22 protein-coding genes and 1 riboswitch are annotated in these 25,286 nt (G+C 50.7%); of the genes, 8 read left to right on the forward strand and 14 right to left on the reverse strand.

Going from position 1 to position 25,286, the window contains the following annotated elements:
- Window positions 1–364: 364 nt before the first annotated feature.
- Genes hemG through L4D19_RS26100 form a run of 3 tightly spaced genes read right to left on the reverse strand, consistent with a single transcriptional unit; the run spans window position 365 to window position 3,036 of the window.
- Window positions 365–889 (reverse strand): menaquinone-dependent protoporphyrinogen IX dehydrogenase, encoded by a 525-nt coding sequence (gene hemG / locus L4D19_RS26090; protein ID WP_428454848.1) that lies wholly within the window; start codon window positions 887–889, stop codon window positions 365–367.
- Window positions 890–911: 22 nt separating this feature from the next.
- A complete protein-coding gene (locus tag L4D19_RS26095) occupies window positions 912–2,369 on the reverse strand; it encodes a TrkH family potassium uptake protein (RefSeq protein WP_428454849.1) in 1,458 nt (485 codons plus the stop codon).
- A 43-nt stretch (window positions 2,370–2,412) separates the two neighbouring features.
- On the reverse strand, window positions 2,413–3,036 hold the full coding sequence (locus tag L4D19_RS26100) for a YigZ family protein (protein WP_428454850.1): 624 nt from the start codon (window positions 3,034–3,036) through the stop codon (window positions 2,413–2,415).
- A 431-nt stretch (window positions 3,037–3,467) separates the two neighbouring features.
- Here L4D19_RS26100 and fadB point away from each other — a divergent pair, with 431 nt between their 5' ends.
- The 3 genes from fadB to acuI all read left to right on the forward strand — a co-directional run bounded on the left by fadB (window position 3,468) and on the right by acuI (window position 7,988).
- Window positions 3,468–5,630, forward strand: a complete 2,163-nt coding sequence (gene fadB, locus L4D19_RS26105) for a fatty acid oxidation complex subunit alpha FadB (RefSeq protein ID WP_428454851.1) — start codon at window positions 3,468–3,470, stop codon at window positions 5,628–5,630.
- A gap of 26 nt (window positions 5,631–5,656) precedes the next feature.
- Window positions 5,657–6,823, forward strand: coding sequence for an acetyl-CoA C-acyltransferase FadA (gene fadA, locus L4D19_RS26110; protein WP_428454852.1), 1,167 nt, complete (start codon window positions 5,657–5,659; stop codon window positions 6,821–6,823).
- Between the two features lie 184 nt (window positions 6,824–7,007).
- Window positions 7,008–7,988 (forward strand): acrylyl-CoA reductase (NADPH), encoded by a 981-nt coding sequence (gene acuI, locus L4D19_RS26115; protein WP_428454853.1) that lies wholly within the window; start codon window positions 7,008–7,010, stop codon window positions 7,986–7,988.
- Between the two features lie 97 nt (window positions 7,989–8,085).
- Here the strand turns inward: acuI and L4D19_RS26120 are convergent, their stop codons facing one another.
- A complete protein-coding gene (locus L4D19_RS26120; RefSeq protein WP_428454854.1) occupies window positions 8,086–9,027 on the reverse strand; it encodes a LysR family transcriptional regulator in 942 nt (313 codons plus the stop codon).
- A 125-nt stretch (window positions 9,028–9,152) separates the two neighbouring features.
- Window positions 9,153–9,335: a hypothetical protein gene (locus tag L4D19_RS26125; protein ID WP_075762041.1), complete on the reverse strand. Its 183-nt coding sequence runs from the start codon at window positions 9,333–9,335 to the stop codon at window positions 9,153–9,155.
- Between the two features lie 139 nt (window positions 9,336–9,474).
- Here L4D19_RS26125 and tusA point away from each other — a divergent pair, with 139 nt between their 5' ends.
- Complete coding sequence (tusA, locus tag L4D19_RS26130) at window positions 9,475–9,723, forward strand: sulfurtransferase TusA (RefSeq protein WP_075762040.1); 249 nt, start codon at window positions 9,475–9,477, stop codon at window positions 9,721–9,723.
- A gap of 69 nt (window positions 9,724–9,792) precedes the next feature.
- On the opposite strand, the gene L4D19_RS26135 is transcribed toward tusA, so the two are convergent.
- From L4D19_RS26135 to L4D19_RS26145, 3 genes are all read right to left on the reverse strand, one after another.
- Window positions 9,793–10,044, reverse strand: coding sequence for a hypothetical protein (locus L4D19_RS26135; protein ID WP_160656696.1), 252 nt, complete (start codon window positions 10,042–10,044; stop codon window positions 9,793–9,795).
- Window positions 10,045–10,200: 156 nt separating this feature from the next.
- The gene (locus tag L4D19_RS26140; protein WP_428454855.1) at window positions 10,201–10,758 is read right to left on the reverse strand and encodes a TMEM165/GDT1 family protein; all 558 of its coding nucleotides are present in this window, start codon (window positions 10,756–10,758) and stop codon (window positions 10,201–10,203) included.
- A 93-nt stretch (window positions 10,759–10,851) separates the two neighbouring features.
- A riboswitch (yybP-ykoY riboswitch) is annotated at window positions 10,852–10,953 on the reverse strand.
- A 112-nt stretch (window positions 10,954–11,065) separates the two neighbouring features.
- Window positions 11,066–11,719 (reverse strand): YiaD family glycine zipper/OmpA-like lipoprotein, encoded by a 654-nt coding sequence (locus tag L4D19_RS26145; protein WP_489685923.1) that lies wholly within the window; start codon window positions 11,717–11,719, stop codon window positions 11,066–11,068.
- Window positions 11,720–12,056: 337 nt separating this feature from the next.
- On the opposite strand from L4D19_RS26145, the gene glyQ reads away from it, so the two are divergent.
- The 3 genes from glyQ (at window position 12,057) to L4D19_RS26160 (ending at window position 16,590) form a co-directional block, all read left to right on the forward strand.
- Window positions 12,057–12,968, forward strand: coding sequence for a glycine--tRNA ligase subunit alpha (gene glyQ / locus L4D19_RS26150; RefSeq protein WP_428454857.1), 912 nt, complete (start codon window positions 12,057–12,059; stop codon window positions 12,966–12,968).
- Window positions 12,969–12,977: 9 nt separating this feature from the next.
- A complete protein-coding gene (glyS, locus tag L4D19_RS26155) occupies window positions 12,978–15,050 on the forward strand; it encodes a glycine--tRNA ligase subunit beta (RefSeq protein WP_428454858.1) in 2,073 nt (690 codons plus the stop codon).
- 289 nt (window positions 15,051–15,339) lie between these two features.
- Window positions 15,340–16,590 carry a valine--pyruvate transaminase gene (locus tag L4D19_RS26160; protein ID WP_428454859.1) on the forward strand — a complete coding sequence of 417 codons (1,251 nt, stop codon included), beginning with the start codon at window positions 15,340–15,342 and terminating at the stop codon, window positions 16,588–16,590.
- Window positions 16,591–16,702: 112 nt separating this feature from the next.
- Here L4D19_RS26160 and L4D19_RS26165 read toward each other — a convergent pair whose 3' ends face one another.
- The 6 genes from L4D19_RS26165 to dnaA all read right to left on the reverse strand — a co-directional run bounded on the left by L4D19_RS26165 (window position 16,703) and on the right by dnaA (window position 24,194).
- Entirely contained in the window at window positions 16,703–17,128 is a 426-nt protein-coding gene (locus L4D19_RS26165) for a hypothetical protein (RefSeq protein WP_428454860.1), read from the reverse strand.
- Between the two features lie 236 nt (window positions 17,129–17,364).
- A complete protein-coding gene (ibpA, locus tag L4D19_RS26170) occupies window positions 17,365–17,802 on the reverse strand; it encodes a small heat shock chaperone IbpA (RefSeq protein ID WP_075762033.1) in 438 nt (145 codons plus the stop codon).
- Between the two features lie 369 nt (window positions 17,803–18,171).
- Entirely contained in the window at window positions 18,172–20,586 is a 2,415-nt protein-coding gene (gene gyrB / locus L4D19_RS26175; protein WP_428454861.1) for a DNA topoisomerase (ATP-hydrolyzing) subunit B, read from the reverse strand.
- A gap of 19 nt (window positions 20,587–20,605) precedes the next feature.
- Entirely contained in the window at window positions 20,606–21,685 is a 1,080-nt protein-coding gene (recF, locus tag L4D19_RS26180) for a DNA replication/repair protein RecF (protein ID WP_428454862.1), read from the reverse strand.
- 3 nt (window positions 21,686–21,688) lie between these two features.
- Window positions 21,689–22,789, reverse strand: coding sequence for a DNA polymerase III subunit beta (gene dnaN / locus L4D19_RS26185; protein WP_428454863.1), 1,101 nt, complete (start codon window positions 22,787–22,789; stop codon window positions 21,689–21,691).
- A 1-nt stretch (window position 22,790) separates the two neighbouring features.
- Window positions 22,791–24,194 carry a chromosomal replication initiator protein DnaA gene (dnaA, locus tag L4D19_RS26190; RefSeq protein WP_428454864.1) on the reverse strand — a complete coding sequence of 468 codons (1,404 nt, stop codon included), beginning with the start codon at window positions 24,192–24,194 and terminating at the stop codon, window positions 22,791–22,793.
- Window positions 24,195–24,503: 309 nt separating this feature from the next.
- Here dnaA and L4D19_RS26195 point away from each other — a divergent pair, with 309 nt between their 5' ends.
- Entirely contained in the window at window positions 24,504–25,259 is a 756-nt protein-coding gene (locus L4D19_RS26195) for an amino acid ABC transporter substrate-binding protein (protein WP_160656671.1), read from the forward strand.
- Window positions 25,260–25,286: the final 27 nt, after the last annotated feature.

Consider the following 25,286-nt stretch of genomic DNA (forward strand, 5'->3'; position numbering starts at 1 on the left):
ATGATCAAACTCTTCAATTAAAGTTTTGTTGTTACCGAAGTAACGGCTCAATGAATACTGATTGTTCTAACTAAGTTAGAACGAATTGACTGTGCCAAATAATAAGTAAACTTAGTATTTGTATTGGTCACCCAGTTCATTGATATAATCTTTTTTGACTATTCATTTCACGAGTGCCCACACAGATTGCATGGTCAAATTGTTAAAGAACAAACTGACTGGTTAGCGGCTTAAGTTGCCGTGTTCCGTGTCAGTGGGGTCGCATTATAGAGACTTCGATCACATTGGCAAGGGGCTTTTTGAAAAAAAACAGCACTAATTGACAGTTCGAACAAAAAACACCCGAAAGCATCAAAAAAGCCACTTAAAACTGGCTAAAACGGCCTGCAAACTCTTCCACTTTATGCCAATCCGTGTATTCAACCTCTTTTGAGGTATCCGTTTCACCCCCGGTGATACGCATAATGAACTGGATCATAACGCGGTCAAACCAGCCATAACGGGGATAACGCAATGCGCCAGCAAATACAGCCTGTAATTTCGGCTGCCAAGGTGACTTTTTCAGGAATGTCTTCATATAGGCGCTGGTCTCTGGTGTGTTCTTACCTTCCTTCCTCGCGGTCAGGTTTACACAGAAAAAACCAACCTTATACTTCTCCAGTGCAGCCTGATTGGCTGCAATAAAGCGATAGAGCTGCTTATTTAAATGGCCGTAACGAATAGATGCACCGATCAACACCCTATTATAAGAAGAGAAATCAACCGTCGGCAGTCCATTCAAGTCCATTAGCTCACACTGGTACCCTTCGCCTAAAGCAGATTCAATATGACGAAGGATCTTAATCGTCTGTCCATCACTGCTCGAGTGAAGCAATAATACCTTTTCCACGTTTTCTCCTTTTATATAGAGATTAATTCCGCCAGAACGTCGGGGTGAACAGTACTAACAAAGTGAACACTTCCAGACGACCAAATAACATAGAGATCACCAGTACCCATTTTGCCGGGTCGTTGATTTCACCGAAGTGTACGGCCACCTCACCCAGCCCCGGGCCAAGGTTGTTCAATGTCGCCGCTACCGCAGAAAAAGCCGTTAATTCATCAAGCCCAGTTGCAATTAGCCCCAACATACAAATCACAAAAACAAGCGCATAGGCCGAGAAAAAGCCCCATACCGCATCAACAACCCGCTGCGGCAATGCCTTGTTACCCACTTTAATGGTGTAAACTGCTCTCGGGTGGACTAGACGCTTGAGTTCACGCACACCTTGTAACAATAGAAGCAGCATCCGGATCACTTTTATCCCACCGCCTGTCGAGCCAGCACAACCACCGACAAAGGAAGAGAAAAGTAATAACACTGGCAGAAATAACGGCCATTCCGAGAAACTGGTAGTCGTAAAGCCAGCAGTCGTTGAGATAGAGACGGTCTGGAACAACGCCTGATCAAAAGCATCATACAGTGAGTCATACGAATGGTGCTTAAGCAGCAGACCAAAACAGATAAGCAGCAGGATAAACTGTGTCGCCAGAAACGCTCTAAATTCAGGGTCTCTCCAATAGGTACGCAGGTGAATGCCGCCATTGGCAAAGGCTGCAAAGTGAAGCGAGAAATTACAGGCTGATATCAACAGGAAGACAACCGTGATCATATTGATTGTCGGGCTATCAAAATACCCCATGCTGGCATCATGGGTAGAGAAACCACCAATCGCAACCGTCGAGAAGCTATGGGATATGGCGTCAAAAACGCTCATTCCTGCCATCCAGAACGCGACTGCACAGCTAATCGTCAGAGCCAGATAGATATACCATAACGTTTTGGCTGTCTCGGCTATCCGAGGGGTCATTTTGCTATCTTTCACCGGGCCGGGAATTTCTGCCCGGTATAGCTGCATACCACCGATCCCCAGGACAGGAAGAATGGCGACGGCCAAGACAATGATCCCCATACCGCCAAACCACTGCAGTAGCTGGCGATAAAAAAGAATCGCCTTTGGCAACTCGTCCAAGCCGACAATAACTGTCGCACCGGTTGTTGTGAGCGCCGAGAAAGCCTCAAAAAAGGAATCGGTTACGGATAAGTCAGGGTTTTCGGCCAATATAAAAGGCACCGCACCGGCACTGCCGATAACAGTCCAGAACAAGACCACAATCAAGAAACCATCTCTGGCTTTAAGTTCACGGCGATAATGGCGGTTCGGCAGCCACAGCATGGCACCGCCCGCAAAAAGAAGAAAGAAGGTGACCACAAAGGGAAGCCCTGCACCGTCACGGTAAATAAACGCAACCAGTGCGGGTGCCAGCATCGTGACACTAAATAGCGCGAGCAAAAGCCCGACAATTCTGATGATGGAACGAAATTGCATGCCTTAGCCGGCTCTCATCCTGTAGTTATGATTATTCGTGCGATTAGTTGGAATCAGATAATGGGACAATACGACCTCCACTGCGGTTGGTGAGCTTGGCAACAAACTCATCCACCACTCGGCTGTCAATCTCCACGGTCATTTGAACCTGGTTTCCATAATCAGCATGAAGCTGAATCCCTGCATATTCGGCAAGCAACGACTCGACTAGTGACACCTGATTATACTCACAGCGCAGTCTAAGTTCCGAAGTTATTACTTTTTCTTTGGTTTGCAACACAGTTAATGCCTGCTGAACACCTCCACCGTATGCTTTAACCAGACCACCAGTACCTAGCTTGATACCACCGGAGTAACGGGTAACCACTGCGGTGATTTCTCCCACCCCCGAGCCAGTCAATTGCGCCAGTATTGGTTTGCCTGCGGTACCTGAAGGCTCTCCGTCATCACTGAAGCCCCACTTCATTGAATCTGAAGGGCGACCCGCAACAAAAGCCCAGCAGTTATGGCGAGCGTCGCTGTGCTTGCTCTTTATATGCTGAACAAACGCTTTTGCCGCCTCGATACTCGGCGTATGGGCAAGATAAGTAATGAAGCGACTCTTTTTTATCTCTTCTTCAAAGCAGGCTTCATTTGCTGGCACAAAATAGGGTTCTGTTGCTGTCATCAAAAAGCCACAAACAAAATCAGGAAAATAAGAGCGAAGGATACCACAACAGGCGCGATAACGAGTTGTTATCTATAACCTGTTACGATTTCGGAGCTAGAGACCATCGACGATGCGATCACAAACAAACTTACCGACTGGTGCCACACTTTCCCTTTCGGCTTAGTTCAAACCTCGGTCAAAGACAACAAAATAGCAACAAAAACCTTTTTTCTCCCGCAACACCCCATAAACCACAAACAATTGTTTGATATAGGAAAACCTCACATAACTGGAAAAAACCTCAATCAACACGCAGCAAAAAGTTAAACATTTGTTTAAAATAGGTGTTGTAATCGTTGCATAACAGGTTCAGACTAGATTTAACCTGGCAACAGGTCAAACCAGTTAAATCAAATTCGGCAAAGAACCGGAATTCACGGAGATAGAACATGATTTACCAAGGTGAAACCCTATCCGTCAGCTATCTGGACGATGGCATTGCGGAGCTTAACCTCAACGCCCCAGGCCCAATCAACAAGTTTGATTTGAAAACCCTGGAAAGCTTCAATGAAGCCCTGAATGCCCTTTATCAGCAAAGCGACCTCAAAGGCCTGGTGCTGACATCGGATAAAGATGCATTTGTTGTCGGTGCTGATATCAAAGAGTTTCTTGGCCTATTCGCCAAACCTGCCGAAGAGCTGTCACAATGGCTTGCCCATGCCAATGACATCTTCAATAAATTAGAAGATCTACCCGTACCTACGCTTTCCGCTATTAACGGCCACGCCCTGGGCGGCGGCTGTGAATGTGTTCTCGCCACAGACTTCCGTCTTGCAGACAGTACTGCCCGCATCGGTTTACCAGAAACCAAACTGGGGATCATGCCCGGTTTTGGCGGCACAGTTCGCCTTCCCCGCCTTATCGGTGCCGACTCAGCAATGGAAATCATTACTGCCGGCAAAGACAAAAAAGCCAAAGATGCACTGAAACTTGGCCTGGTCGATGCAGTTGTTGCCCCAGAAAGTCTCAAACAAGCAGCCGTGACCATGCTCAAGGATGCTATTGCCGGCAAGCTTGATTGGCAGAGCCGTCGCGCACAGAAAAAAGCCCCACTAGCACTCAACAAGATTGAAGCCACCATGAGCTTCACGATGGCCAAAGGCATGGTTAGCCAAGTTGCCGGCCCGCACTACCCGGCTCCGATAACATCAGTAATTGCCATCGAAGAGGCAGCCCGCTTATCGAGAGACGAAGCGCTCACCATCGAGAACAAACATTTTATCAAATTGGCCAAAACAGATGTTGCCCAGGCACTAGTCGGTATCTTCCTCAATGATCAGCTGATCAAAGGAAAAGCCAAGCAAGCGGCCAAGGAAGGAAAAGCCACCAGCAAAGGTGCCGTCCTGGGTGCCGGAATCATGGGTGGTGGGATCGCCTACCAGTCAGCCCTGAAAGGGGTGCCTGTTATGATGAAAGATATTGCCGAGCCGTCATTAGAGCTCGGAATGTCAGAAGCCGCCAAGCTGCTTAACAAGCAACTGGAGCGCGGCCGCATCGACGGCCTGAAAATGGCCAAGGTGCTATCGGCTATTCAGCCAAGCCTGCACTATACCGGTATCGAAGACAGCGACGTTATCGTCGAGGCCGTAGTCGAGAATCCGAAAATCAAATCAGCGGTTTTGGCCGAGGTTGAAAACAAAGTGAATGACGAGACGGTCATCACGTCGAATACCTCCACCATCCCAATCAACCAGCTGGCCAAGTCGCTCAAGCGCCCCGAAAACTTCTGTGGTATGCACTTCTTTAATCCTGTGCACCGTATGCCGCTGGTAGAGATCATCCGCGGCGAAAAGACATCGGAAGAGACCATTTCCCGCGTCGTTGCCTACGCAGCCAAGATGGGCAAATCACCCATCGTCGTCAACGACTGCCCGGGCTTTTTCGTCAACCGTGTTCTTTTCCCATACTTTGCCGGCTTTAGCATGCTGCTGCGCGACGGTGCCGATTTCACCAAGGTCGACAAGATAATGGAGAAACAGTTCGGCTGGCCAATGGGACCTGCCTATCTGCTGGATGTTGTCGGTATTGATACCGCCCACCATGCCCAAGCCGTCATGGCAGAAGGCTTCCCTGAGCGCATGGGCAAAGACTACAAGGATGCCGTCGACGCCATGTTCGAGGCCAAGCGCTTCGGCCAGAAAAACGGCAAGGGGTTCTTCGCCTACTCGATCGACCGCAAAGGCAAGCCGAAGAAGACCCTGGATCCAGAGGTTGCCGAACTGCTAGCACCTGTTGCAGGTAAAGCCACCGAGTACAGCAGCGAAGAAGTCATCGCCCGTATCATGATTCCGATGATTAACGAAGTCGTCCGCTGTCTGGAAGAAGGCATCATTGCCAGCCCGGCAGAAGCCGATATGGCATTGGTATATGGCCTTGGCTTCCCACCATTCCGTGGCGGTGTTTTCCGTTACCTTGATACGCTTGGTCTGGCTGAATATGTAGCGATGGCTGATCACTATGCTCACCTTGGCGCGGTTTATCAGGTGCCGGAAGGTCTACGTGAAAAAGCTAGCCAGGGCGAAACCTACTACAACGCACAGCAAGATGCTTAAGACGGCTTAAGGATGAGGAACAGAAAATGAATAATGTCGTAATTGTTGATTGTATCCGTACCCCGATGGGGCGATCTAAAGGCGGTGCGTTCAGAAATGTCAGGGCGGAAGATCTCTCCGCCCACCTGATGCAAGGTCTACTGGCCCGTAACCCGCAGGTCGATCCGGCATCGATTGAGGATATCTACTGGGGCTGTGTTCAGCAAACCCTTGAACAGGGTTTTAACGTCGCCCGCAATGCGGCTCTGCTGGCTGGTATCCCGCACACCGTGGGGGCAACCACGGTCAACCGCCTATGCGGCTCATCAATGCAGGCCTTGCACGATGCCGCACGCACTATCATGGTAGGTGATGCCGATACCTGTCTGATTGGCGGTGTCGAACATATGGGTCATGTGCCGATGAACCACGGCGTTGATTTCCACCCAGGGCTATCAAAATCAGTCGCCAAGGCGGCTGGCATGATGGGGCTGACCGCTGAAATGCTGGGCCGGATGCATGGTATCAGCCGAGAGATGCAAGATGAGTTTGCCGCCCGCTCCCACCAGCGAGCCCAGGCCGCCACCGTGGAAGGTCGCTTCAACAATGAAATTCTGGCTACCGAGGGCCATGACGAAGCAGGCGCATTGAAGCTTTTTGACTACGATGAAGTTATTCGCCCGGAAACAACAGTCGAGACACTGGCTGGTCTGCGCCCGGTCTTTGACCCGGCCAACGGCACGGTCACTGCCGGTACCTCATCAGCCCTGTCTGACGGTGCCTCTGCCATGCTGGTGATGAGCGAGGGTAAAGCCAAAGCACTCGGTCTGACAATTCGTGCCCGAGTTAAATCCATGGCCATTGCAGGCTGCGATCCGTCCATCATGGGTTACGGCCCGGTACCGGCTACCCAGAAAGCGCTCAAGCGTGCCGGGTTGACCATGGATGATATCGGTATGGTTGAACTTAATGAAGCCTTTGCCGCCCAGTCACTGCCGTGTGCCAAAGACCTCGGTCTTCTGGACAAAGTCGACGAGAAAGTGAACCTTAACGGCGGTGCTATCGCACTGGGGCACCCGCTGGGCTGCTCAGGCTCTCGCATTTCTACTACGTTAATCAACCTGATGGAACATCAGGATGTCCAGTTTGGCCTGGCGACCATGTGTATCGGCCTCGGTCAGGGTATTGCGACTGTCTTTGAGCGTGTCGAGTAACCACCACTCAACCAGAGCCCGCTCCTGCGGGCTCTTCATTCTTTCAGCCCCGCCTCTGAACAGCCCTCACAAATGAATGCACAACAAGCATAGATTAAATGACAAAGTTTCATTTTATTCATAACACCAACCGGACTACACTCGTAATCCAGCAACGCCCCTTTCATAAACTCGGAGCATACCTATGTTTAAGGCACTGGTTCTAAACCAAGAAGAGAAAAAAACAATCGCTGGTATTCAGCAAGTCGACGAATCACAACTCCCGGAAGGTGATGTGCTTATCGATGTAGATTACTCTTCCCTGAACTATAAAGATGGCTTGGCCATCACAGGTAAAGGCAAAATTGTCCGCCAGTTTCCAATGGTTCCTGGCATTGATCTGACCGGTACCGTGTCTGAGTCAAGCGACAGCCGCTATCAGACAGGCGATAAAGTGGTTTTGACTGGCTGGGGCGTTGGCGAAGGCCACTGGGGCGGCATGGCAGAAAAAGCGCGCCTGAAAGCCGACTGGCTGGTTCCGCTACCATCCGGCCTCAATGGCAAGCAGGCCATGATGGTCGGTACCGCCGGCCTGACTGCCATGCTTTGTGTCCAGGCTCTGGTTGATGCCGGTGTGAAACCAGAAGCGGGAGAAATTCTGGTAACAGGCGCTAGCGGCGGTGTTGGCTCTGTTGCCGTCACGCTTCTGGCACAAATGGGTTACCAAGTAGCCGCTGTTACTGGCCGAGTTGAAGAAAATGGCGAGCTGCTAAAACAGCTTGGCGCAGCACGCGTTATTGAACGCCGTGTATTTGAAGAGCCGGCTCGTCCTTTGGAAAAACAGGTATGGGCAGGTGCCGTAGATACCGTCGGTAGCAAGGTCCTAGCAAAAGTATTGGCACAAATGGATTACAACAGCGCCGTTGCTGCTTGCGGCCTGGCCGGTGGCTTTGATCTGCCGACCACTGTTATGCCTTTCATCCTGCGCAATGTCAGACTGCAAGGTGTTGACTCTGTTGCCTGTCCGTTTGAGAAACGCCAGCAGGCATGGCAACGTCTGACTGAACTGCTTCCTGCTAGTTACTACGAGCAGGCATGCCGTGAAGTGAACCTTGAAGGCGTCGCGGAATGTGCAGAAGCTATCACCAACGGCCAGATCACTGGTCGCGTCGTGATTAAGCTATAAGCTCGAGAACATAACAATAGAAACAGATGACTACCTTGGCCAGCCTAGTGCTGGCCTTTTTTATTTCACTTTCATTCCATCCGGTAAGCAACTCGAACTACAGCAATCCCATATCGTAAATCCGCTTATCTATAAGCTTGCCACATTCTTCCTGAAGCAGATTTCGCAACCAAATCTGAGATGCCGAGTGTTCACAGCGGGGGTGCCAGATCAGGGAATAGTCAAACGGTTTGAACTCAAACGGTAACGACTTGATCACCAGATTATGCTTATCTGCCACCAGGTAGGCCAAGTCTGCAGGAACTGTTATCAGCAAGGGCATCTTGTCGACAATGGCAAGGGCCGCCTCGAGGTGATAGGCCCTCAGTACCATCTTGCGCTGACGATATCCGCGTAGCGCTTCATCAATCAAGGATTTCACCCCGTCACTGATCGCAATAATGGCATGGGGGAAATTCAGGTAGTCCTCTAACGTGAGCTCCTTATCTGCCAAGGGGTGGTTCTTTGACAGCATGCAGAACACACTCACCAGCCCCAAATGATCGCGGCATAAGGGCTCGATTGGACCTATTGGCCGGCAGATTGCCATGTCACAGCCGTCCGTTGTTAGCTGCTCCAGCAAGTGATCATGCTGCAGCGGGGGAAACTCCAATGAAATATTCGGCGCTTCTTCGTAGATACGCGGCAAGGCAAACGGCAAAATCGTCTGCATAGCATAGTCGGTCGTTGCGATAACAAAGTGCTGTTCGCACTGCGCTGGCTTGAAGTCACTCGGCGTGAGCAGAATGCGCATCGCCTCCAAAGGCTCATTTAGCGAGTCATTGAGCTCCAGCGCTCTCTGGGTTGGCAATAGGCGCTGCCCCTGGCGGGTAAAAAGCGGATCGCCCAGCAACTCCCGCAAACGTCCCAACACCCGGCTCATTGCAGACTGGCTCAGGTTCAACCTTACCGCCGCCCGGCTGACACTGCCTTCTTCCAGCAGCACTTTCAGTGCCACCAGTAAATTTAAATCACGGCGATAGACTTCTTCCAGCTCCATAACAGGCCTTATTATTAGGTAATCACGCTATAGGGAGAGACATTATGGAACGACAGACAAAAAAAATCCCGCTATAAAAGCGGGGAAGCCCAAGAAAACTGGGGGAGTGTAGTAGATGTGCAATGTTAGTGTTCTTCCTCTTCGAGCTCTGGCGAGTTGGTGAGTTCAAACCAGAGGCCGAGCGCGGCGGCAATTAAACCACCAAGCGCGAAAATACTTGTATTGTCAGGGCTGCGCAGAACCAGAGAGCAAAAGGTAATAAAGCACAGCACACAGTAAATGGTTAAGCGATCCATCTGAGTCAACATAGTTCCTCCTAATCCTTCAGAAGATAAACGTTAATGACTTGTTAAATACGTTACACGTTTTATTTTGATTTGCCAAGCCTTATTGATTAATTCTTACTCATAAGTATGATCAGAGTCTTCGAAACCACACGTACATGTTATGACAGCGATTTTTGAAAACCCGACTCACAGCCTGGAAGCCCAGGGACTGCGCTGCCCTGAGCCGGTAATGATGGTACGCAAAACCGTCCGCAAAATGGCCGAGGGAGACACGCTTCTGGTCACGGCCGATGATCCGTCAACCACCCGGGATATTCCCAGCTTTTGCCGCTTTATGGACCATACCCTGCTGGCCGCCGACACCGAGCAGCTTCCCTATCGGTATCTAATCCAAAAAGGCACCAATTAAAAAAGGCAGCTCACCGAGCTGCCTTTTGCTTATTCTGTTATTGCGGGCTGTCTGCTGTTACGCACAAGCCTATTGGTAATTATCACGCATTGTCTTTTGCGCTTTTTCTAACTCGTGTCGTAGCTCCCGGATCTCCTTTTTCATCGGGATCACATAGCGTAGACGTACCAAGGCGTCGACGGACAAGTAGGTAGTTACGATGGCACCGACCACCATTGGCAGCCACATATCCGTGAGAACCATTCCCAGAATATTAAGGGCTAACGCCACGTTGAACAGCCAAAACTGGCTTTGCGGAGAAATAGCAACAAAACGGTTCATACTCCCTCCTGCTTACAGCTTATCGTCACTGGTTTCACCTTAGCATGGCATCCAGTTGCACACTGTAAACAAAGTCACAGTTCATCAAGCTGTCATCGCTTTGTCATCTAGATGGTCCGGCTAAATGTTCCATGTGAAACATGGCGTTCATTATTCTTACAGCCCGAATACTGCAGCAACGGCCAGACCGGCGAACATCGCAGCGGTCACCTTTCGGATGATCCCCAGTGGCATACGCTCCGCCGACAACTTACCAATCAATACAACAGGAACATTGGCCAGTAGCATCCCGATAGTCGTGCCCAGCACCACCAAAATTAGCGCATCGTGATACTTTGCCCCAAGCATGGTTGTAGCGACCTGTGTTTTATCGCCAATCTCCGCCACAAAGAAAGCAATAAAACTTGCCACGAACGGGCCACGGTTAGAGATCTTTTCGTCATCTTCAAGCTTGTCGGGGATCAGGATCCACCCTGCCATCAGCACAAAACTGATAACCAGCACCCACTTCAACACATCCGGCGTCAGATAATCAGCCACAACGACACCGAGCCAGGCTGCCAGGGCATGGTTGGCAATGGTAGCCAGAAAGATAGCCAAGATGATAGGTAAAGGCTTGCGATATCGGCTCGCCAGCAACAGCGATAGTAATTGAGTTTTATCACCAATTTCGGCTAGGGCAACAGTAGTAATTGAAACAGCTAAAACACTCACGGCATGCTCATTGGGGCGAGGATTATAGTTAGCAACCACGGACAAACGCACATGCCCCACCCCGGTTCATGCTGGTTTGCCAATGGTCTCGCCAAACTCACTAGTAGGATTAGTGTGAGTCATAACCGCCATGAAGATTTTGCTTCAATTATGTTGACGATTATCTCGATAGATCGAGAGGCTACTCCCCAAAGGAGCGGGAATAATAACCACTAAAATAGGTCGGATCAAGTGTTGTCGGAAGAAGTGCGGGAAGAACAAGAATGCTGCTGGCGAGTATGCGCCAGCAACATGGAGGTAGGCGAAATTACGATGCCGGTGTCAGCACAATTTCAACACGGCGGTTTTCTGCACGGCCTTGCTTGGTGCTGTTAGACGCAATCGGATGGGACTCACCCATCCCCTTGGTCACCACTCGGTTAGCCACAACACCCTCGCGGATCAGGTAATTGCTCACTTCACTGGCGCGTACCTGCGACAAACGCAAGTTATACGACTCTTTACCGCTGCTGTCGGTGAACCCGTATACGTTAAGGATGGTCTTGTCGTATTCCTTGGCAACCAGCGCTACATTATATAGGGCTTTCTTGGCCCGGGAGCTGAGATCTGTCTGATCAACACCGAACGTAACCTCGTTCGGCATATTCAGAACAATGTTGTCACCGTCACGCGTCACGCTGATACCGGTAGATTGCAGCTGCTGGCGAAGCTCAGCTTCCTGAACATCCATATAGTAACCAATACCACCACCCAGTGCGGCACCGGACGCGGCACCAATCAGGGCACCTTTCCCACGGTCACTTTTACCGGAAGAAGCCACACCAATTGCCGCACCGGCAACGGCACCGATCAGCGCACCACTCGTCGCCTTGGCTGTCTGCTCTTCCCCTGTGTAAGGGTTCACTGTCGAACAACCGGAAGCAACCATAGCTGTCGCAGTGGCAAAAATTACATGTCGCATCCATTTACCGGATGCTAGCGAAAAATTGAAGTCCATTGTTTTGTCCATTTATTCTCGATTTCGTATCGATGTGATTGTATCGGCCATAAACTGTAACTGTATAGCATACGGCACAGACAGGAGCCTGAATATTGTATAGAGAGAAAAAACCAGTACATCAGGACAATGTCAAATTCATCATCCCGCAACGACCTTACCGGATTTCCCAACTATTTTAAGCAAATTAATCAAAGATGAGCAAAAAGCATGCAATGGCCCTACTCGGCAAATGCCATGCGAGGTATACTGGATTGTTACTCAAATGACTTTTTAATCCACTAATCTCGCGAAGCTGACAATGCAGAAATACGATATTAAAACCTTTCAGGGCATGATCCTCGCGCTGCAGGATTACTGGGGCCAGCAAGGTTGTACCATTGTGCAACCTTTAGACATGGAAGTTGGTGCAGGTACCTCTCACCCAATGACATGTCTACGAGCTCTGGGTCCAGAACCTATTGCAGCAGCGTATGTACAACCATCTCGCCGCCCGACAGACGGCCGTTACGGTGAAAACCCGAACCGCCTGCAGCACTACTATCAGTTCCAGGTGATCATCAAACCATCACCGGATAACATCCAGGAACTGTACCTAGGCTCACTAGAAGTACTCGGTGTCGACACCAAAGTACATGACATCCGTTTTGTTGAAGACAACTGGGAAAACCCGACATTGGGTGCCTGGGGTCTTGGTTGGGAAGTCTGGCTAAATGGTATGGAAGTGACCCAGTTCACTTACTTCCAGCAGGTTGGTGGCCTTGAATGTAAGCCGGTTACCGGTGAAATCACTTACGGTATCGAGCGTCTGGCAATGTATATCCAGGGCGTCGATTCTGTTTACGATCTTGTATGGACCGATGGTCCACTGGGTAAAGTCACTTACGGTGACATTTTCCACCAGAACGAAGTCGAGCAGTCAACCTACAACTTTGAACACGCAGACGTAGATTTCCTATTCACCTTCTTCGACCAGTGCGAAAAAGAGTGTCAGGATCTTCTGGCACTGGAGCAGCCGCTGCCATTGCCTGCCTACGAGCGAATTCTGAAAGCAGGTCATGCCTTTAACCTACTCGATGCACGCAAAGCTATCTCGGTGACCGAGCGTCAGCGCTATATCCTGCGTATCCGTAACCTGACCAAACAGGTTGCCGAAGCTTACTATGCATCTCGCGAAGCCCTTGGCTTCCCTATGTGCAAAAAAAACAAATAAGGGTATCGCATGACCGACAAGAATTTCCTTATTGAGCTAGGTACCGAAGAGCTACCACCAAAAGCACTGCGTACCCTTGCCGAAGCATTTGCGGCAAACTTTGAAGCCGAACTAAAAGGCGCCGATCTGGCGCATCAAGGCATTGAGTGGTTTGCCGCCCCTCGCCGTCTGGCATTGAAAGTGACAGCACTGGCTGCAGGTCAGGCCGATAAAATCGTTGAGAAACGAGGCCCGGCTATTAGCTCTGCGTTTGATGCCGAAGGCAACCCGACCAAAGCGGCACAAGGCTGGGCACGTGGCAATGGCATCAGCGTCGATCAGGCAGAGCGCCTGAAAACAGACAAAGGCGAATGGCTGCTGTACAAGCAGGAAGTCAAAGGCCAGCCAGCTCAGGCATTGCTATGTGGCCTTGCGGCTGCGGCACTTGCCAAACTACCTATCCCTAAGCCAATGCGCTGGGGTGACAACGACACCCAGTTTATCCGTCCGGTAAAAACTCTGACGATGCTGCTAGGCGAAGAGCTGATTGAAGGTACGATCCTGGGTGCTCAGTCTGCCCGTGTGATCCGCGGTCACCGCTTTATGGGCGAAGCTGAGTTTACCATCGACAACGCCGATCAATACCCTGCGATTCTCGAAGAGCGCGGAAAGGTCATGGCAGATTACGAAGCGCGTAAAGCCATTATCCTTGCCGATGCCAAGAAAGCGGCTGAGGAAGTTGGCGGAATTGCCGACCTTGAAGACGAGCTGGTTGAAGAAGTGACTTCATTGGTCGAGTGGCCGGTTGTACTGACAGCCTCTTTCGAGGAAGACTTCCTTAACGTTCCTTCTGAAGCCCTGGTTTACACCATGAAAGGCGATCAGAAGTACTTCCCAGTCTATGATGCCGAAGGCAACCTGGTTCCTAAGTTTATCTTTGTTTCTAACATTGAGTCGAAAGACCCACGTCAGATCATCGAAGGTAACGAGAAGGTTGTACGCCCTCGCCTGGCAGATGCCGAGTTCTTCTTCAACACTGACCGCAAGCGTCCGCTGATTGAACGCCTGCCAGAGTTAGAAACCGTACTGTTCCAGAAACAGCTGGGTACCCTGCGCGACAAAACTGATCGCATCACGGCCATGGCCGGCTTCATCGCCAACCTGATTGGTGCAGATGTCGAGCACGCAGAACGTGCAGGCCTGCTGTCCAAGTGCGACCTGATGACCTCTATGGTATTCGAATTTACCGATACGCAGGGTGTGATGGGCATGCACTATGCGCGCCTTGACGGTGAGCATGAAGATGTTGCTGTGGCACTGAACGAGCAGTACATGCCTCGTTTCGCCGGTGACGAACTTCCGCAGTCTGCTGTTGCTGCTGCAGTAGCCCTGGCAGACAAGATGGATACCCTGGTTGGTATCTTCGGTATCGGTCAGCACCCGAAAGGTGCCAACGACCCGTTTGCACTTCGCCGTGCTGCGCTTGGTGCACTACGCATCATGGTAGAGAAAGGCTACAACCTTGATCTGGTAGCGCTGATCACTAAGGCCAAAGAGCTGTTCGGTGCCAAGATCACCAACCACAACGTTGAAGCTGATGTTATCGACTTCATGCTAGGTCGTTTCCGTGCATGGTACCAAGATGAAGGCCATAGTGTGGATGCGATTCAGGCCGTTTTGGCTCGTCGCCCTACTCAACCATCTGACTTCGACAAGCGTGTCAAAGCGGTTACCCACTTCCGTTCACTGGAAGCTGCCGAGTCACTTGCTGCAGCTAACAAGCGTGTAGGTAATATCCTTGCGAAATTCGATGGTGAACTACCAGCCGCGATTGATAGCAGCCTGTTGGTTGAAGACGCCGAAAAAGCACTGGCGGAAAAAGTCGAGGCCAAGCTAACAGCGCTTGCGCCAGTCTTTGCCGAAGGCAACTACCAGCAAGCTCTGTCTGAGTTGGCAACGCTGCGTGAAGCCGTCGATGCCTTCTTCGATAACGTAATGGTAATGGCAGATGACGAGAAGCTAAAAGTGAACCGTCTGACTATGCTAAGCCTGCTGCGTAACGAATTCCTGAAGGTTGCGGATATTTCTCTTCTGCAGAAATAGCCTGGTTCGAAATACGCAAACCCCATGCACATGCGTGGGGTTTTTTTATACCTGTTATTCGCCCCTACTTTGTCATTCCCAGCCCATTTCGTTTCACGTGAAACACCGTCTGAACGGCACTAACCCTCACCTATTCGTTCTACGACACTAAAGCTAGCCCATAAGACATAAAGCAATTGGCTTAGTCTTTCCCTTATCAGCACAATGAGGTATGTTGAAAACTGTACATAAGCTATACAGTAGCAATATCACCAAAGATAAGAACAATAGACTGAGGTCGGAAGTAAACATGGAGTTTTCTACATTCGGAGACAAGTTTGCCCGTTATTCTGGGATCACCCAGCTAATGGATGATTTAAACGACGGCTTGCGTAACCCTGACGCCATCATGCTCGGTGGCGGTAACCCAGCTCAAATCCCAGAAATGGTCGAGTACTTTAACCAGCTGAGCGGAGAGATGGTCACAACCGGCGAGCTGGCAGCGGCACTGACCAACTATGATGGCCCGCAAGGCAAGAATACCTTTATCAGTGCTCTCGCCGACCTGCTGCGTGACACCTATGGCTGGGATATCAGTGCCAAAAACATCTCGCTGACCAATGGCAGCCAAAGTGCTTTCTTTAACTTATTCAATTTACTCGCCGGTGAATTTGGTGACGGTAGCCGGAAGAAAATACTGCTTCCTTTAGCCCCGGAATATATTGGCTATGGTGACTCAGGGCTCAGTGAAGACATGTTCGTCTCCTATCACCCGGAAATCACCCTGCTCGAGAACGGTTTGTTCAAATACCACATCGACTTCAAAGAGCTGAAAGTCGACAACAGCATCGGTGCTATTTGCGCCTCTCGTCCTACCAACCCAACCGGGAATGTACTGACGGATGAAGAGATCAAGCACCTTGATGAGCTAGCGCGTGAACATAACATTCCGCTGATCATTGATAACGCCTACGGCATGCCGTTCCCCGACATCATTTTCGAGGACGTCACACCATTTTGGAATGACAACACCATTCTCTGTATGAGCCTGTCCAAGCTTGGCCTGCCCGGCGTACGTTGCGGTATTGTGGTTGCCAGCGAGGAAATCACCACGGCTATTACCAATATGAATGGTGTACTCAGCCTGGCACCTGGCAGCGTCGGTCCGGCCATTGTTAATAAGATGATAGAAAAGCATGACCTTCTCCGCCTCAGTGAACAGGTTATCAAGCCGTTCTATCTTCGCAAATCGCAGCATGCCGTCGAACTGTTGCAGTCAGCCATTACAGACAAGCGCTTCAGGATCCATAAACCCGAAGGGGCAATGTTTCTCTGGCTGTGGTTCAAAGACCTCCCTATCACAACCATGGAGCTTTACCGCCGTCTGAAAGCCCGCGGCATACTCATTGTGCCGGGCGAGTATTTCTTTATCGGGCTCGACGATGACTGGAGCCATGGTCATGAATGCCTGAGAATGAACTATGTCCAAAACGACGAGGACATGGAGAGAGGTATTGCCGTCATCGCCGAAGAAGTGACCAAAGCCTACCAAGGTCAATAAGCCAGCTTAAGTATACTTTGCACCTAGCGCCCGACCTACTCTAGCTGGCAAGAAAACAGAATAACATTAGGAGATTTAGCGCTGCCACCTGGCAGCGCTTATCATTTCATGCTCACTCCGCCGGATAGGTCGTTATACTCAAGGTACCGTTCAGCCTGGCAATACGTTCAAGGTGTTTAGCGGAGACTCTCATGTTGTGGCCGTGACAGTCTCCTGTTTCGACGCCGATATTGAAATCGACTTCGCTTGCCGATCGCCAAAGAGCGCTTAGTTCACCGGGCAACTGCTCAACAGCCGATAACAGGCTTTCCAAATCTTCCCCGAGTTTATTCTCGCTATCGGAATTAGGCTCAAGACATAAATGAAAGACATCATCACTACGCCATCCGCAATGAAGGATGCAGGTTACGTCCTGAAAGAATGCTGCTAGCTCAGACAAATCCCGGTTCGAAAAAATATCCAAATCCGTGGTGATATAACGCGTCTTTCCGACCATAGCGATCTCGACTGAACAAATAGGAATATGAAAGCGTTTCACGTGAAACAACTCTTGTAATCATAGCGCGTAAAGCCAGCAAACAGGATCCCCATACAGGTCAGCAGAACGAATCCCCACACACCAACCCGTAGTAAAATAATAAATTGCAGTTGATTACAGCGCGCAAACAATAATGGTGTAAAGGTGAGAGGCAAACATCAAAAAGGCCAGCACTTGGCTGACCTTCACTCCTGTTGCGCCACTATGTCCGTGACAAGATGGACATAGGAACGATATTACTCGTTTTCTAGCAAACGATGACCGTTGATCGCGATCTTGCGCGGCTTCTGCTCTTCCGGGATCTCGCGCTCGAGATCAATGTGCAGTAAACCGTTTTCCATTCCGGCACCAATTACTTTGACGTAGTCAGCCAGCTGGAATTTACGTTCGAAATCGCGTTCGGCAATACCCTGATACAAGTATTGACGCTCATCCTTTTCGGCTTCACGGGTACCACGAACAATCAGCTTGTTCTGTTGCTGGGTGATATCCAACTGCTCTTCGGCGAAGCCGGCCACAGCCATGGTGATACGGTAGTGATTCTCATCCTGCTGCTCGATATTGTACGGAGGATAACCCGTATTGGCATTACTGACATTCTTCTCCATCTGGTTAAACAGACGATCGAAACCAATAGCAGAACGGTATAGAGGAGTGAAATCTAGATTACGCATATTAACTATCCTTCTTTAGAAGCAATAAAATAACGATATGTTGTCGTTGAAGTAGCTTTCCCTCTGAGGGACAAACCGGTTGCAGGCCCAATCTTTGGCACCATGCGCTTCATTATTAGATATAGGGATAGCTAATTTACTTTCCAAGTGTTCAATCCAATTATTTTGAATATATTTTTCAGCACCCTCAACCGAGGAAGATAACTGCCCTGTTCAACCCATGGTTGCCGAGAACAAAACAGACCTCACCGTGAACAAGAAGGAAGTGGGCGGTATCGCGGCATATTCTCCAGCCTCCTATACCAAACTACAGGTATAAAAAAACGCCGCATTGCGCGGCGTTTTTAACAAAGCTAACAACAACTCAGACTACACATCCAAGTTCGCGTTCAGTGCATTCTCTTCGATGAAGTGGCGACGAGGCTCAACCTGATCACCCATCAACGTCGTGAACAGCTCGTCAGCCGCAACAGCATCGTTGATAGTCACCTGCATCATACGGCGAGATTCAGGATCCATGGTGGTTTCCCATAGCTGCTCTGGGTTCATCTCACCCAGACCTTTGTATCGCTGTAATGACAGACCACGGCGTGACTCTTTAATCAGCCAGTCCAGTGCTTCCTTGAAGCTGCTCACTGGCTGCTTACGCTCACCACGTTGAACATATGCCGTATCATCTAGCAGATTGTGCAGAGCCTCGGACAGATCTGCCAGCTTGCTATACTCTTTTGAGTTCAGCAAATCAAAACTCAATACATATTCATGATCAACACCGTGGGTACGAACAACCACTTTAGGTAACCACACATTGTTCTCTTCGTCGCGAATCACTTCGAAGTTGTACTTGCTTTCACCAGACTGCTTGTCGTTCAGCGCTGCAACTAACGGCTGAGTCCAGGCTTCAACATCAGCTTGCTCGCTCAAGGCATCGACGCTCAAGCGAGGCTGGTAGATAAACTCGTTCAGCAACAATGTCGGGTAGCGGCGGCTCATGCGATCCACCAGTTTGTTGGCACTGTTAAACTGCTTCACCAACTCTTCAAGTGCCAGACCAGAAACCGCTGGCGCACCTTCGGCGGCAAACAGCGCGGCATTATCCAGTGCCAGGGCAACCTGATACTGGTTCATGTCTTCATCGTCTTTGATGTACTGCTCTTGCTTGCCCTTCTTCACTTTATACAGTGGTGGCTGAGCAATGTAGATGTGGCCGCGCTCGATCAGCTCCGGCATCTGACGGTAGAAGAAGGTCAATAGCAGGGTACGGATGTGCGAGCCATCGACATCGGCATCGGTCATGATAATAATGTTGTGGTAACGCAGTTTGTCCGGGTTGTACTCATCGCGACCGATACCACAGCCCATGGCGGTGATCAGCGTGGCGACTTCCTGCGAAGACAGCATCTTGTCAAAGCGTGCCTTCTCAACGTTAAGAATTTTACCTTTAAGGGGCAATATTGCCTGGTTCTTACGGTTACGGCCCTGCTTGGCGGAACCGCCCGCAGAGTCACCCTCCACTATGTAGAGTTCAGAAAGCGCGGGATCTTTCTCCTGGCAATCTGCCAGTTTACCCGGCAGACCCGCTAGGTCCAACGCACCTTTGCGGCGTGTCATCTCACGTGCTTTACGGGCGGCTTCACGGGCACGGGAGGCATCGATAATCTTGGTACAAACCGTCTTTGCATCACTTGGATTTTCCAACAAAAACTCGCCAAGCTTCTCACCCATCGCCGATTCGACAGCAGGCTTCACTTCGCTCGATACCAGCTTGTCTTTGGTCTGGCTTGAGAATTTTGGATCCGGCACTTTAACCGATACCACAGCCGTCAAACCTTCACGGGCATCATCACCAGACGTCGCCGTCTTGGCTTTCTTCGAATAGCCTTCCTTGTCCATGAAGTTATTCAACGTACGCGTCAGTGCGCCACGGAAACCTGCAAGGTGAGTACCGCCATCACGCTGCGGGATATTATTGGTAAAGCAGTAGATATTTTCCTGGAAACCATCGTTCCACTGCATCGCTACTTCTACCGAAATGCCGTCTTCACGCTCGAAGTCGAAATGGAAAACCTTCGGATGGATTGGCGTTTTATTACGGTTCAGGTGCTCGACAAACGCCTGGATACCACCTTCATACATAAAGTGGTCTTGTTTGCCTTCCTCGCGCTCGTCACTAAGCTTGATGGATACGCCTGAGTTCAGGAAAGACAGTTCGCGCAGGCGCTTAGCCAGGATCTCATATTGAAATTCAATATTAGTAAACGTCTCATCGCTTGGCCAGAAACGGATGCGGGTACCGGTTTTCTCGGTATCACCGATAACAGCCAACGGCGCTTCCGGTTCACCATGGCGGTAAACCTGCTGGTGAATAGAGCCCTTACGGTGGATAGTCAGTTCAACTTTCTCAGACAGTGCATTCACCACCGAGACACCTACCCCGTGCAGACCGCCCGAGACTTTATAAGAGTTGTCATCAAACTTACCGCCTGCGTGCAGGACGGTCATGATAACTTCTGCTGCTGAAACCCCTTCCTCGGGGTGCATGTCTGTCGGAATACCACGACCATCATCACTCACTGAAACAGAGCCGTCTTCATGGATGGTGACAATGATATCTTCACAGTGGCCAGCAAGAGCTTCATCGATTGAGTTATCGACGACCTCAAACACCATATGGTGCAAGCCAGTACCGTCATCGGTATCGCCAATGTACATCCCTGGGCGCTTACGTACCGCATCAAGGCCTTTAAGTACCTTAATACTTGATGAATCGTAGTTGTTGGACATTGAGTTACTCTCGCTTAAATTATCCTGCGGTTATTTTACCGTGTTCCACATGAAACATCTTGCCATTTTCATCATGCATTTCCGCAATTTGGTCGCGACTAATTGCACTAATGAAAACCTGGGCGTTGGTTTCCTTTAACCGTTGCGCAAGAAGCGCACGCCTATGGCTATCCAGCTCGGAAGCAAAATCATCAATTAAATATATACACTGCTTGCCGGTTGCTTCAGCGAGGTGCAGCCCCTGCGCCAGGCGCAAGGCACATACCATCAGCTTCAGCTGCCCGCGGGACAGAACATCCTCGACGGGAGTACCGGCAACTTTGATCCGCAAGTCAGCCTTGTGCGGTCCGCTTGCGGTATAGCCCAGCTGGCAATCACGCTCAAAATTACGTGTTAGCAGCTCGGCATACGGGGTGTCTTTTTCCCAGCCGCGGTAATACCCCAGCTGGATATCAAATTCGGGCAAAAAGCCCTGACATATCTCAGCGGCCTTTCGCTTCACCGCCTTGAGATACTGGCTGCGCCACTCGCTGATCTCTTCAGCCAGTACCGCCAGTTCCTGATCCCAGTAGCTCAGTTCGCGATAGCTACGAGCTGTCTTTAGCAGCGCATTGCGCTGCTTGGTCAATCGCTTGACCCGGCTCCAGGCATGATAAAACTGGGGCTCGACATGAAAAACGCCCCAGTCGATAAATGAGCGGCGGTATTTGGGGCCACCAATCAGCAATTCAAACCCTTCTGGCGTGATCAGCTGCAGCGGCAGCACCTGCGCCAGCTGCGCCAGTTTCTGTCCACCTTCGCCACCGATCTTGACCTCGGTAGTGCCGTCGCGCTTTTTATTGATCCCGAGCGGCAGCTCCAGCTCACCATCGGTTTGCAAACGTCCATGGACAAACAGCTCCTGCTGTTCATGGCGGATCACCCTCCCCGTCAGGTGGCTGCGAAACGAGCGACCGTGTCCGAGGTAATGTAACGCTTCTAGCACACTAGTTTTGCCACTGCCGTTGGCACCGACCAGAAAATTAAAGCTTGCCGACAAGGATAAGTCGCAAGCTTCAATATTGCGGAAGTCTTTTACAATAAGACGAGTAAGTGCCATGCCTTAGAGTCTGATTGGCATCACGACATACATGGCTTCATCACTGGCGCTGTCTTCAACCAGCGCACTGGCATTGGCATCGGTCAGCGACCAACGCACCTGCTCGCACTTAAGGGTATTAAGCACGTCGAGTACATAGCTGACGTTGAAGCCGATCTCCAGATCCTCGCCCTGGTAGTCGACATCAAGGAACTCTTCGGCTTCTTCCTGCTCAGGGTTATTGGCGGTAATACGCATCTCGCCGTTGGACAGGTTAACGCGAACCCCGCGGAATTTTTCGTTCGACAAGATAGCCGCACGGGAGAACGCTTTTTTCAGCTCGTCACAGCTCGCCTCGACAAACTTGGTACTGTTTTGCGGCATGACGCGGCGATAGTCAGGAAAACGTCCGTCGACCAGCTTGGAGGTAAAGACAAAGTTATTCACCACCGCGCGCAGGTTCGAGTTGCCAATCTGGATATCGACCATGGCATCCGGTGTATCCAGCAGGCGAACCAGCTCCAGTACCCCTTTGCGCGGCACAATGATCTGCTTGGCTGGCTGCTCCTGATCCAGTTCAATGGCACATACCGCCATACGGTGGCCATCGGTCGCGACCGAACGCAGGTTCTTGCCCTCGGTTTCAAACAGCATGCCGTTAAGGTAATAACGAACATCCTGATGCGCCATTGAGAACTGGGTGCTGTCGATCAGCTGGCGCATCCGCCCTTGCGGTAGCGTCAGCTCAACCTCGCTCTGCCAGTCATCAATATTCGGGAAATCCGCGGCAGGCAGCGTCGACAGGGAATAACGGCTGCGGCCGGAGCGAATGATCACCCGATCGCCTTCCAGGGCAACAACGATATTGGCGCTATCAGGCAGGCCGCGACAAATGTCGAGAAACTTACGCGACGGGACAGTTACCGCCCCAGGCTCAAAATCAGCTTCCAGTGCCAGCTTGGCAACCAGCTCGACTTCCAAATCGGTGCCTGTCATCGACAGGCAGCCTTCTTCGACCTGAAGCAGAATATTGCCCAGGATCGGTAATGAAGGACGGCCGCCAAGTGCACCAGACACCTGCTGCAACGGCTTTAATAAATGTTCGCGTTCGACGGTAAATTTCATATCAAGACGACAATGTTCTAATTAGGTTTGAATAATCTTCTTTTATATCGTGGCTTTCTTCACGCAGCTGCTCGATTTTGCGGCAGGCATGGAGCACCGTAGTATGGTCACGACCACCAAAGGCATCGCCGATTTCCGGCAGGCTATGGTTGGTCAGCTCCTTGGCCAGTGCCATCGCCATCTGGCGCGGACGGGCCACAGAGCGGGAACGGCGCTTAGACAGCATATCAGCCATCTTTATTTTATAGTATTCGGCCACGGTCTTCTGGATATTATCGATCGTTACCAGTTTTTCCTGCAGCGCCAGCAAATCGCGCAGCGCCTCACGGACAAAGTCAATGGTAATGGCACGGCCGGTAAAGTTGGCGTTGGCTATCACCCGGTTCAGGGCCCCTTCCAGCTCACGGACATTGGAGCGCAGACGCTTGGCAATAAAGAAGGCCACTTCGTCGGCCAGGCGAATATGGTGATCCTCGGCCTTTTTCATCAAAATGGCCACGCGCGTTTCCAGCTCCGGCGGCTCAATCGCTACCGTCAGTCCCCAGCCAAAGCGGGACTTCAGACGATCCTCAACACCGTTGATCTCGCGCGGATAGCGGTCAGAGGTTAGGATGATCTGCTGGTTGCCTTCAAGCAGGGCATTAAAGGTATGGAAAAACTCCTCCTGCGATCGCTCTTTGTTAGCAAAGAACTGAATATCATCGATCAGCAGGGCATCGACGCTACGGTAATAGCGCTTGAACTCTTCAATCGCATTGTTCTGCAGGGCCTTGACCATATCCTGGACAAAACGCTCGGAATGCATATAGACAACCCGGGCATTGGGTTTGCGATCCGCAATGGCATTGCCAACCGCATGTAAAAGGTGCGTTTTACCCAGACCGGTTCCGCCATATAAAAACAGCGGATTATAGGCGGCGCCCGGGTTATCCGCCACCTGGCGGCAGGCGGCCAAACCCAGCTGGTTCGATTTACCCTCAACAAAGTTGTTGAAGTTATGCTTGGGGTTCACGTTCGACCGGTAACCGGACTGAGACTCGGGCTGGACCGGTGACGGTGCAGGCTCCCAAGTACGCGGCGGCGTATCATCCACCATCTGCGGGGCTGCCGGCTCGACAACCGGCACCGAGGCCACAGGCTGTGGTGGTGGCACAGTAACCGGACGGCTACCGACCTCGAATCGCAGGATCGGTACATCGTTGCCGCAAAATTCATTCAGCAGCCGGTTAATATTGTTGAGGTACTTATCCCGTACCCAATCAAGCACAAAACGGTTAGGCGCAAACAAAGTCAGCGTATTATCGTTCAACTCGGCCTGAAGCGGTCGAACCCACATACTGAATTCTGTTGCAGGGAGTTCTTCCTGAAGGCGTTGAAGGCACTGCAACCAAAGCGAAGATGACAAGCTCGACTCCACACTGAATAACAAAACACGAAAAGGGATGCAATTTTATACCTGCTGGCTCAGGATCGCCAGCAAAGAGATCGCAGATCCGGTGAATAAGATCAGACTTATTCACATAGATCGCACAATAAAACCCGAGATCAGCACAATTTTACCAGCCCTTACCCACAAAGCTATTAACAGCATGTAACCGTTACCTACGAACAATTGGTTATTTGAAATAACTCCAAGTTATTTAAATAAAGCAGATATCAGCATATAGGATGTGAAAAACAGAGCATCATCACAGCCATCTGAGGAGTAAACAGGATGAAAAGCTGGATAAAAACAACATTCACAGCTGTCGCACTGACTTTGACAGCAAGCCAGGCTGCCATGGCCGCCACAGACGTGAAAGTCGGCATGTCAGGACGCTACTTCCCGTTTACCTTTGTAAAACAAGATCAGCTTCAGGGCTTTGAGGTCGACCTGTGGAACGAAATCGGTAAACGCAACGACTATAACGTTGAATTTGTGACCGCCAGTTTCTCGGGCCTGTTCGGTCTGCTGGAAACCGGCCGTATCGATACCATCTCCAACCAAATCACCATGACCGACGAGCGCAAGGCCAAGTACCTGTTTGCCGATCCGTATGTGGTCGATGGTGCCCAGCTGGTCGTGCGCAAGGGTAACGACAGCATAAAAAGCACCGATGATCTCAACGGCAAGACTGTCGGGGTCAACCTGGGTTCCAACTACGAGCAGCTGCTGCGCGAGCTGGATAAAGACGGCAAGATCAATATCAAGACCTACGATACCGGTATCGAGCACGATGTTGCCCTTGGCCGTACCGATGCCTTTGTGATGGACCGCCTGTCATCTGTCGAGCTGATCAAAAAGGCCAACCTGCCGCTGCAGCTGGCCGGCGAACCGTTCGAGCGTATCGAGAATGCCTGGCCGTTCATTAAGGGCGAAAAAGGCGAAAAGCTACGTGGCGAAGTGAACAAGGCCCTCAAGGCCATGCGCGAAGACGGTACCCTGGCAGAAATTTCAGTGAAATGGTTTGATGCCGATATCACCCAGTAATATCGCTGACGGCGTTTCCCTCTAAAT

Source organism: Photobacterium kasasachensis (assembly GCF_050336885.1).
Classification (GTDB): domain Bacteria; phylum Pseudomonadota; class Gammaproteobacteria; order Enterobacterales; family Vibrionaceae; genus Photobacterium; species Photobacterium kasasachensis.

Bases quoted from the DNA above. Each gene is read 5' to 3' on its own strand.
- acuI (WP_428454853.1), top strand. From the start codon at position 7,008: ATGTTTAAGGCACTGGTTCTAAACCAAGAAGAGAAAAAAACAATCGCT.
- L4D19_RS26095 (WP_428454849.1), bottom strand. From the start codon at position 2,369: ATGCAATTTCGTTCCATCATCAGAATTGTCGGGCTTTTGCTCGCGCTA.
- L4D19_RS26100 (WP_428454850.1), bottom strand. From the start codon at position 3,036: ATGACAGCAACAGAACCCTATTTTGTGCCAGCAAATGAAGCCTGCTTT.
- fadB (WP_428454851.1), top strand. From the start codon at position 3,468: ATGATTTACCAAGGTGAAACCCTATCCGTCAGCTATCTGGACGATGGC.
- fadA (WP_428454852.1), top strand. From the start codon at position 5,657: ATGAATAATGTCGTAATTGTTGATTGTATCCGTACCCCGATGGGGCGA.
- glyS (WP_428454858.1), top strand. From the start codon at position 12,978: ATGACCGACAAGAATTTCCTTATTGAGCTAGGTACCGAAGAGCTACCA.
- L4D19_RS26160 (WP_428454859.1), top strand. From the start codon at position 15,340: ATGGAGTTTTCTACATTCGGAGACAAGTTTGCCCGTTATTCTGGGATC.
- L4D19_RS26135 (WP_160656696.1), bottom strand. From the start codon at position 10,044: ATGAACCGTTTTGTTGCTATTTCTCCGCAAAGCCAGTTTTGGCTGTTC.
- L4D19_RS26145 (WP_489685923.1), bottom strand. From the start codon at position 11,719: ATGCGACATGTAATTTTTGCCACTGCGACAGCTATGGTTGCTTCCGGT.
- ibpA (WP_075762033.1), bottom strand. From the start codon at position 17,802: ATGCGTAATCTAGATTTCACTCCTCTATACCGTTCTGCTATTGGTTTC.
- dnaN (WP_428454863.1), bottom strand. From the start codon at position 22,789: ATGAAATTTACCGTCGAACGCGAACATTTATTAAAGCCGTTGCAGCAG.
- recF (WP_428454862.1), bottom strand. From the start codon at position 21,685: ATGGCACTTACTCGTCTTATTGTAAAAGACTTCCGCAATATTGAAGCT.
- tusA (WP_075762040.1), top strand. From the start codon at position 9,475: ATGACAGCGATTTTTGAAAACCCGACTCACAGCCTGGAAGCCCAGGGA.
- glyQ (WP_428454857.1), top strand. From the start codon at position 12,057: ATGCAGAAATACGATATTAAAACCTTTCAGGGCATGATCCTCGCGCTG.
- L4D19_RS26195 (WP_160656671.1), top strand. From the start codon at position 24,504: ATGAAAAGCTGGATAAAAACAACATTCACAGCTGTCGCACTGACTTTG.
- L4D19_RS26120 (WP_428454854.1), bottom strand. From the start codon at position 9,027: ATGGAGCTGGAAGAAGTCTATCGCCGTGATTTAAATTTACTGGTGGCA.
- L4D19_RS26125 (WP_075762041.1), bottom strand. From the start codon at position 9,335: ATGTTGACTCAGATGGATCGCTTAACCATTTACTGTGTGCTGTGCTTT.
- gyrB (WP_428454861.1), bottom strand. From the start codon at position 20,586: ATGTCCAACAACTACGATTCATCAAGTATTAAGGTACTTAAAGGCCTT.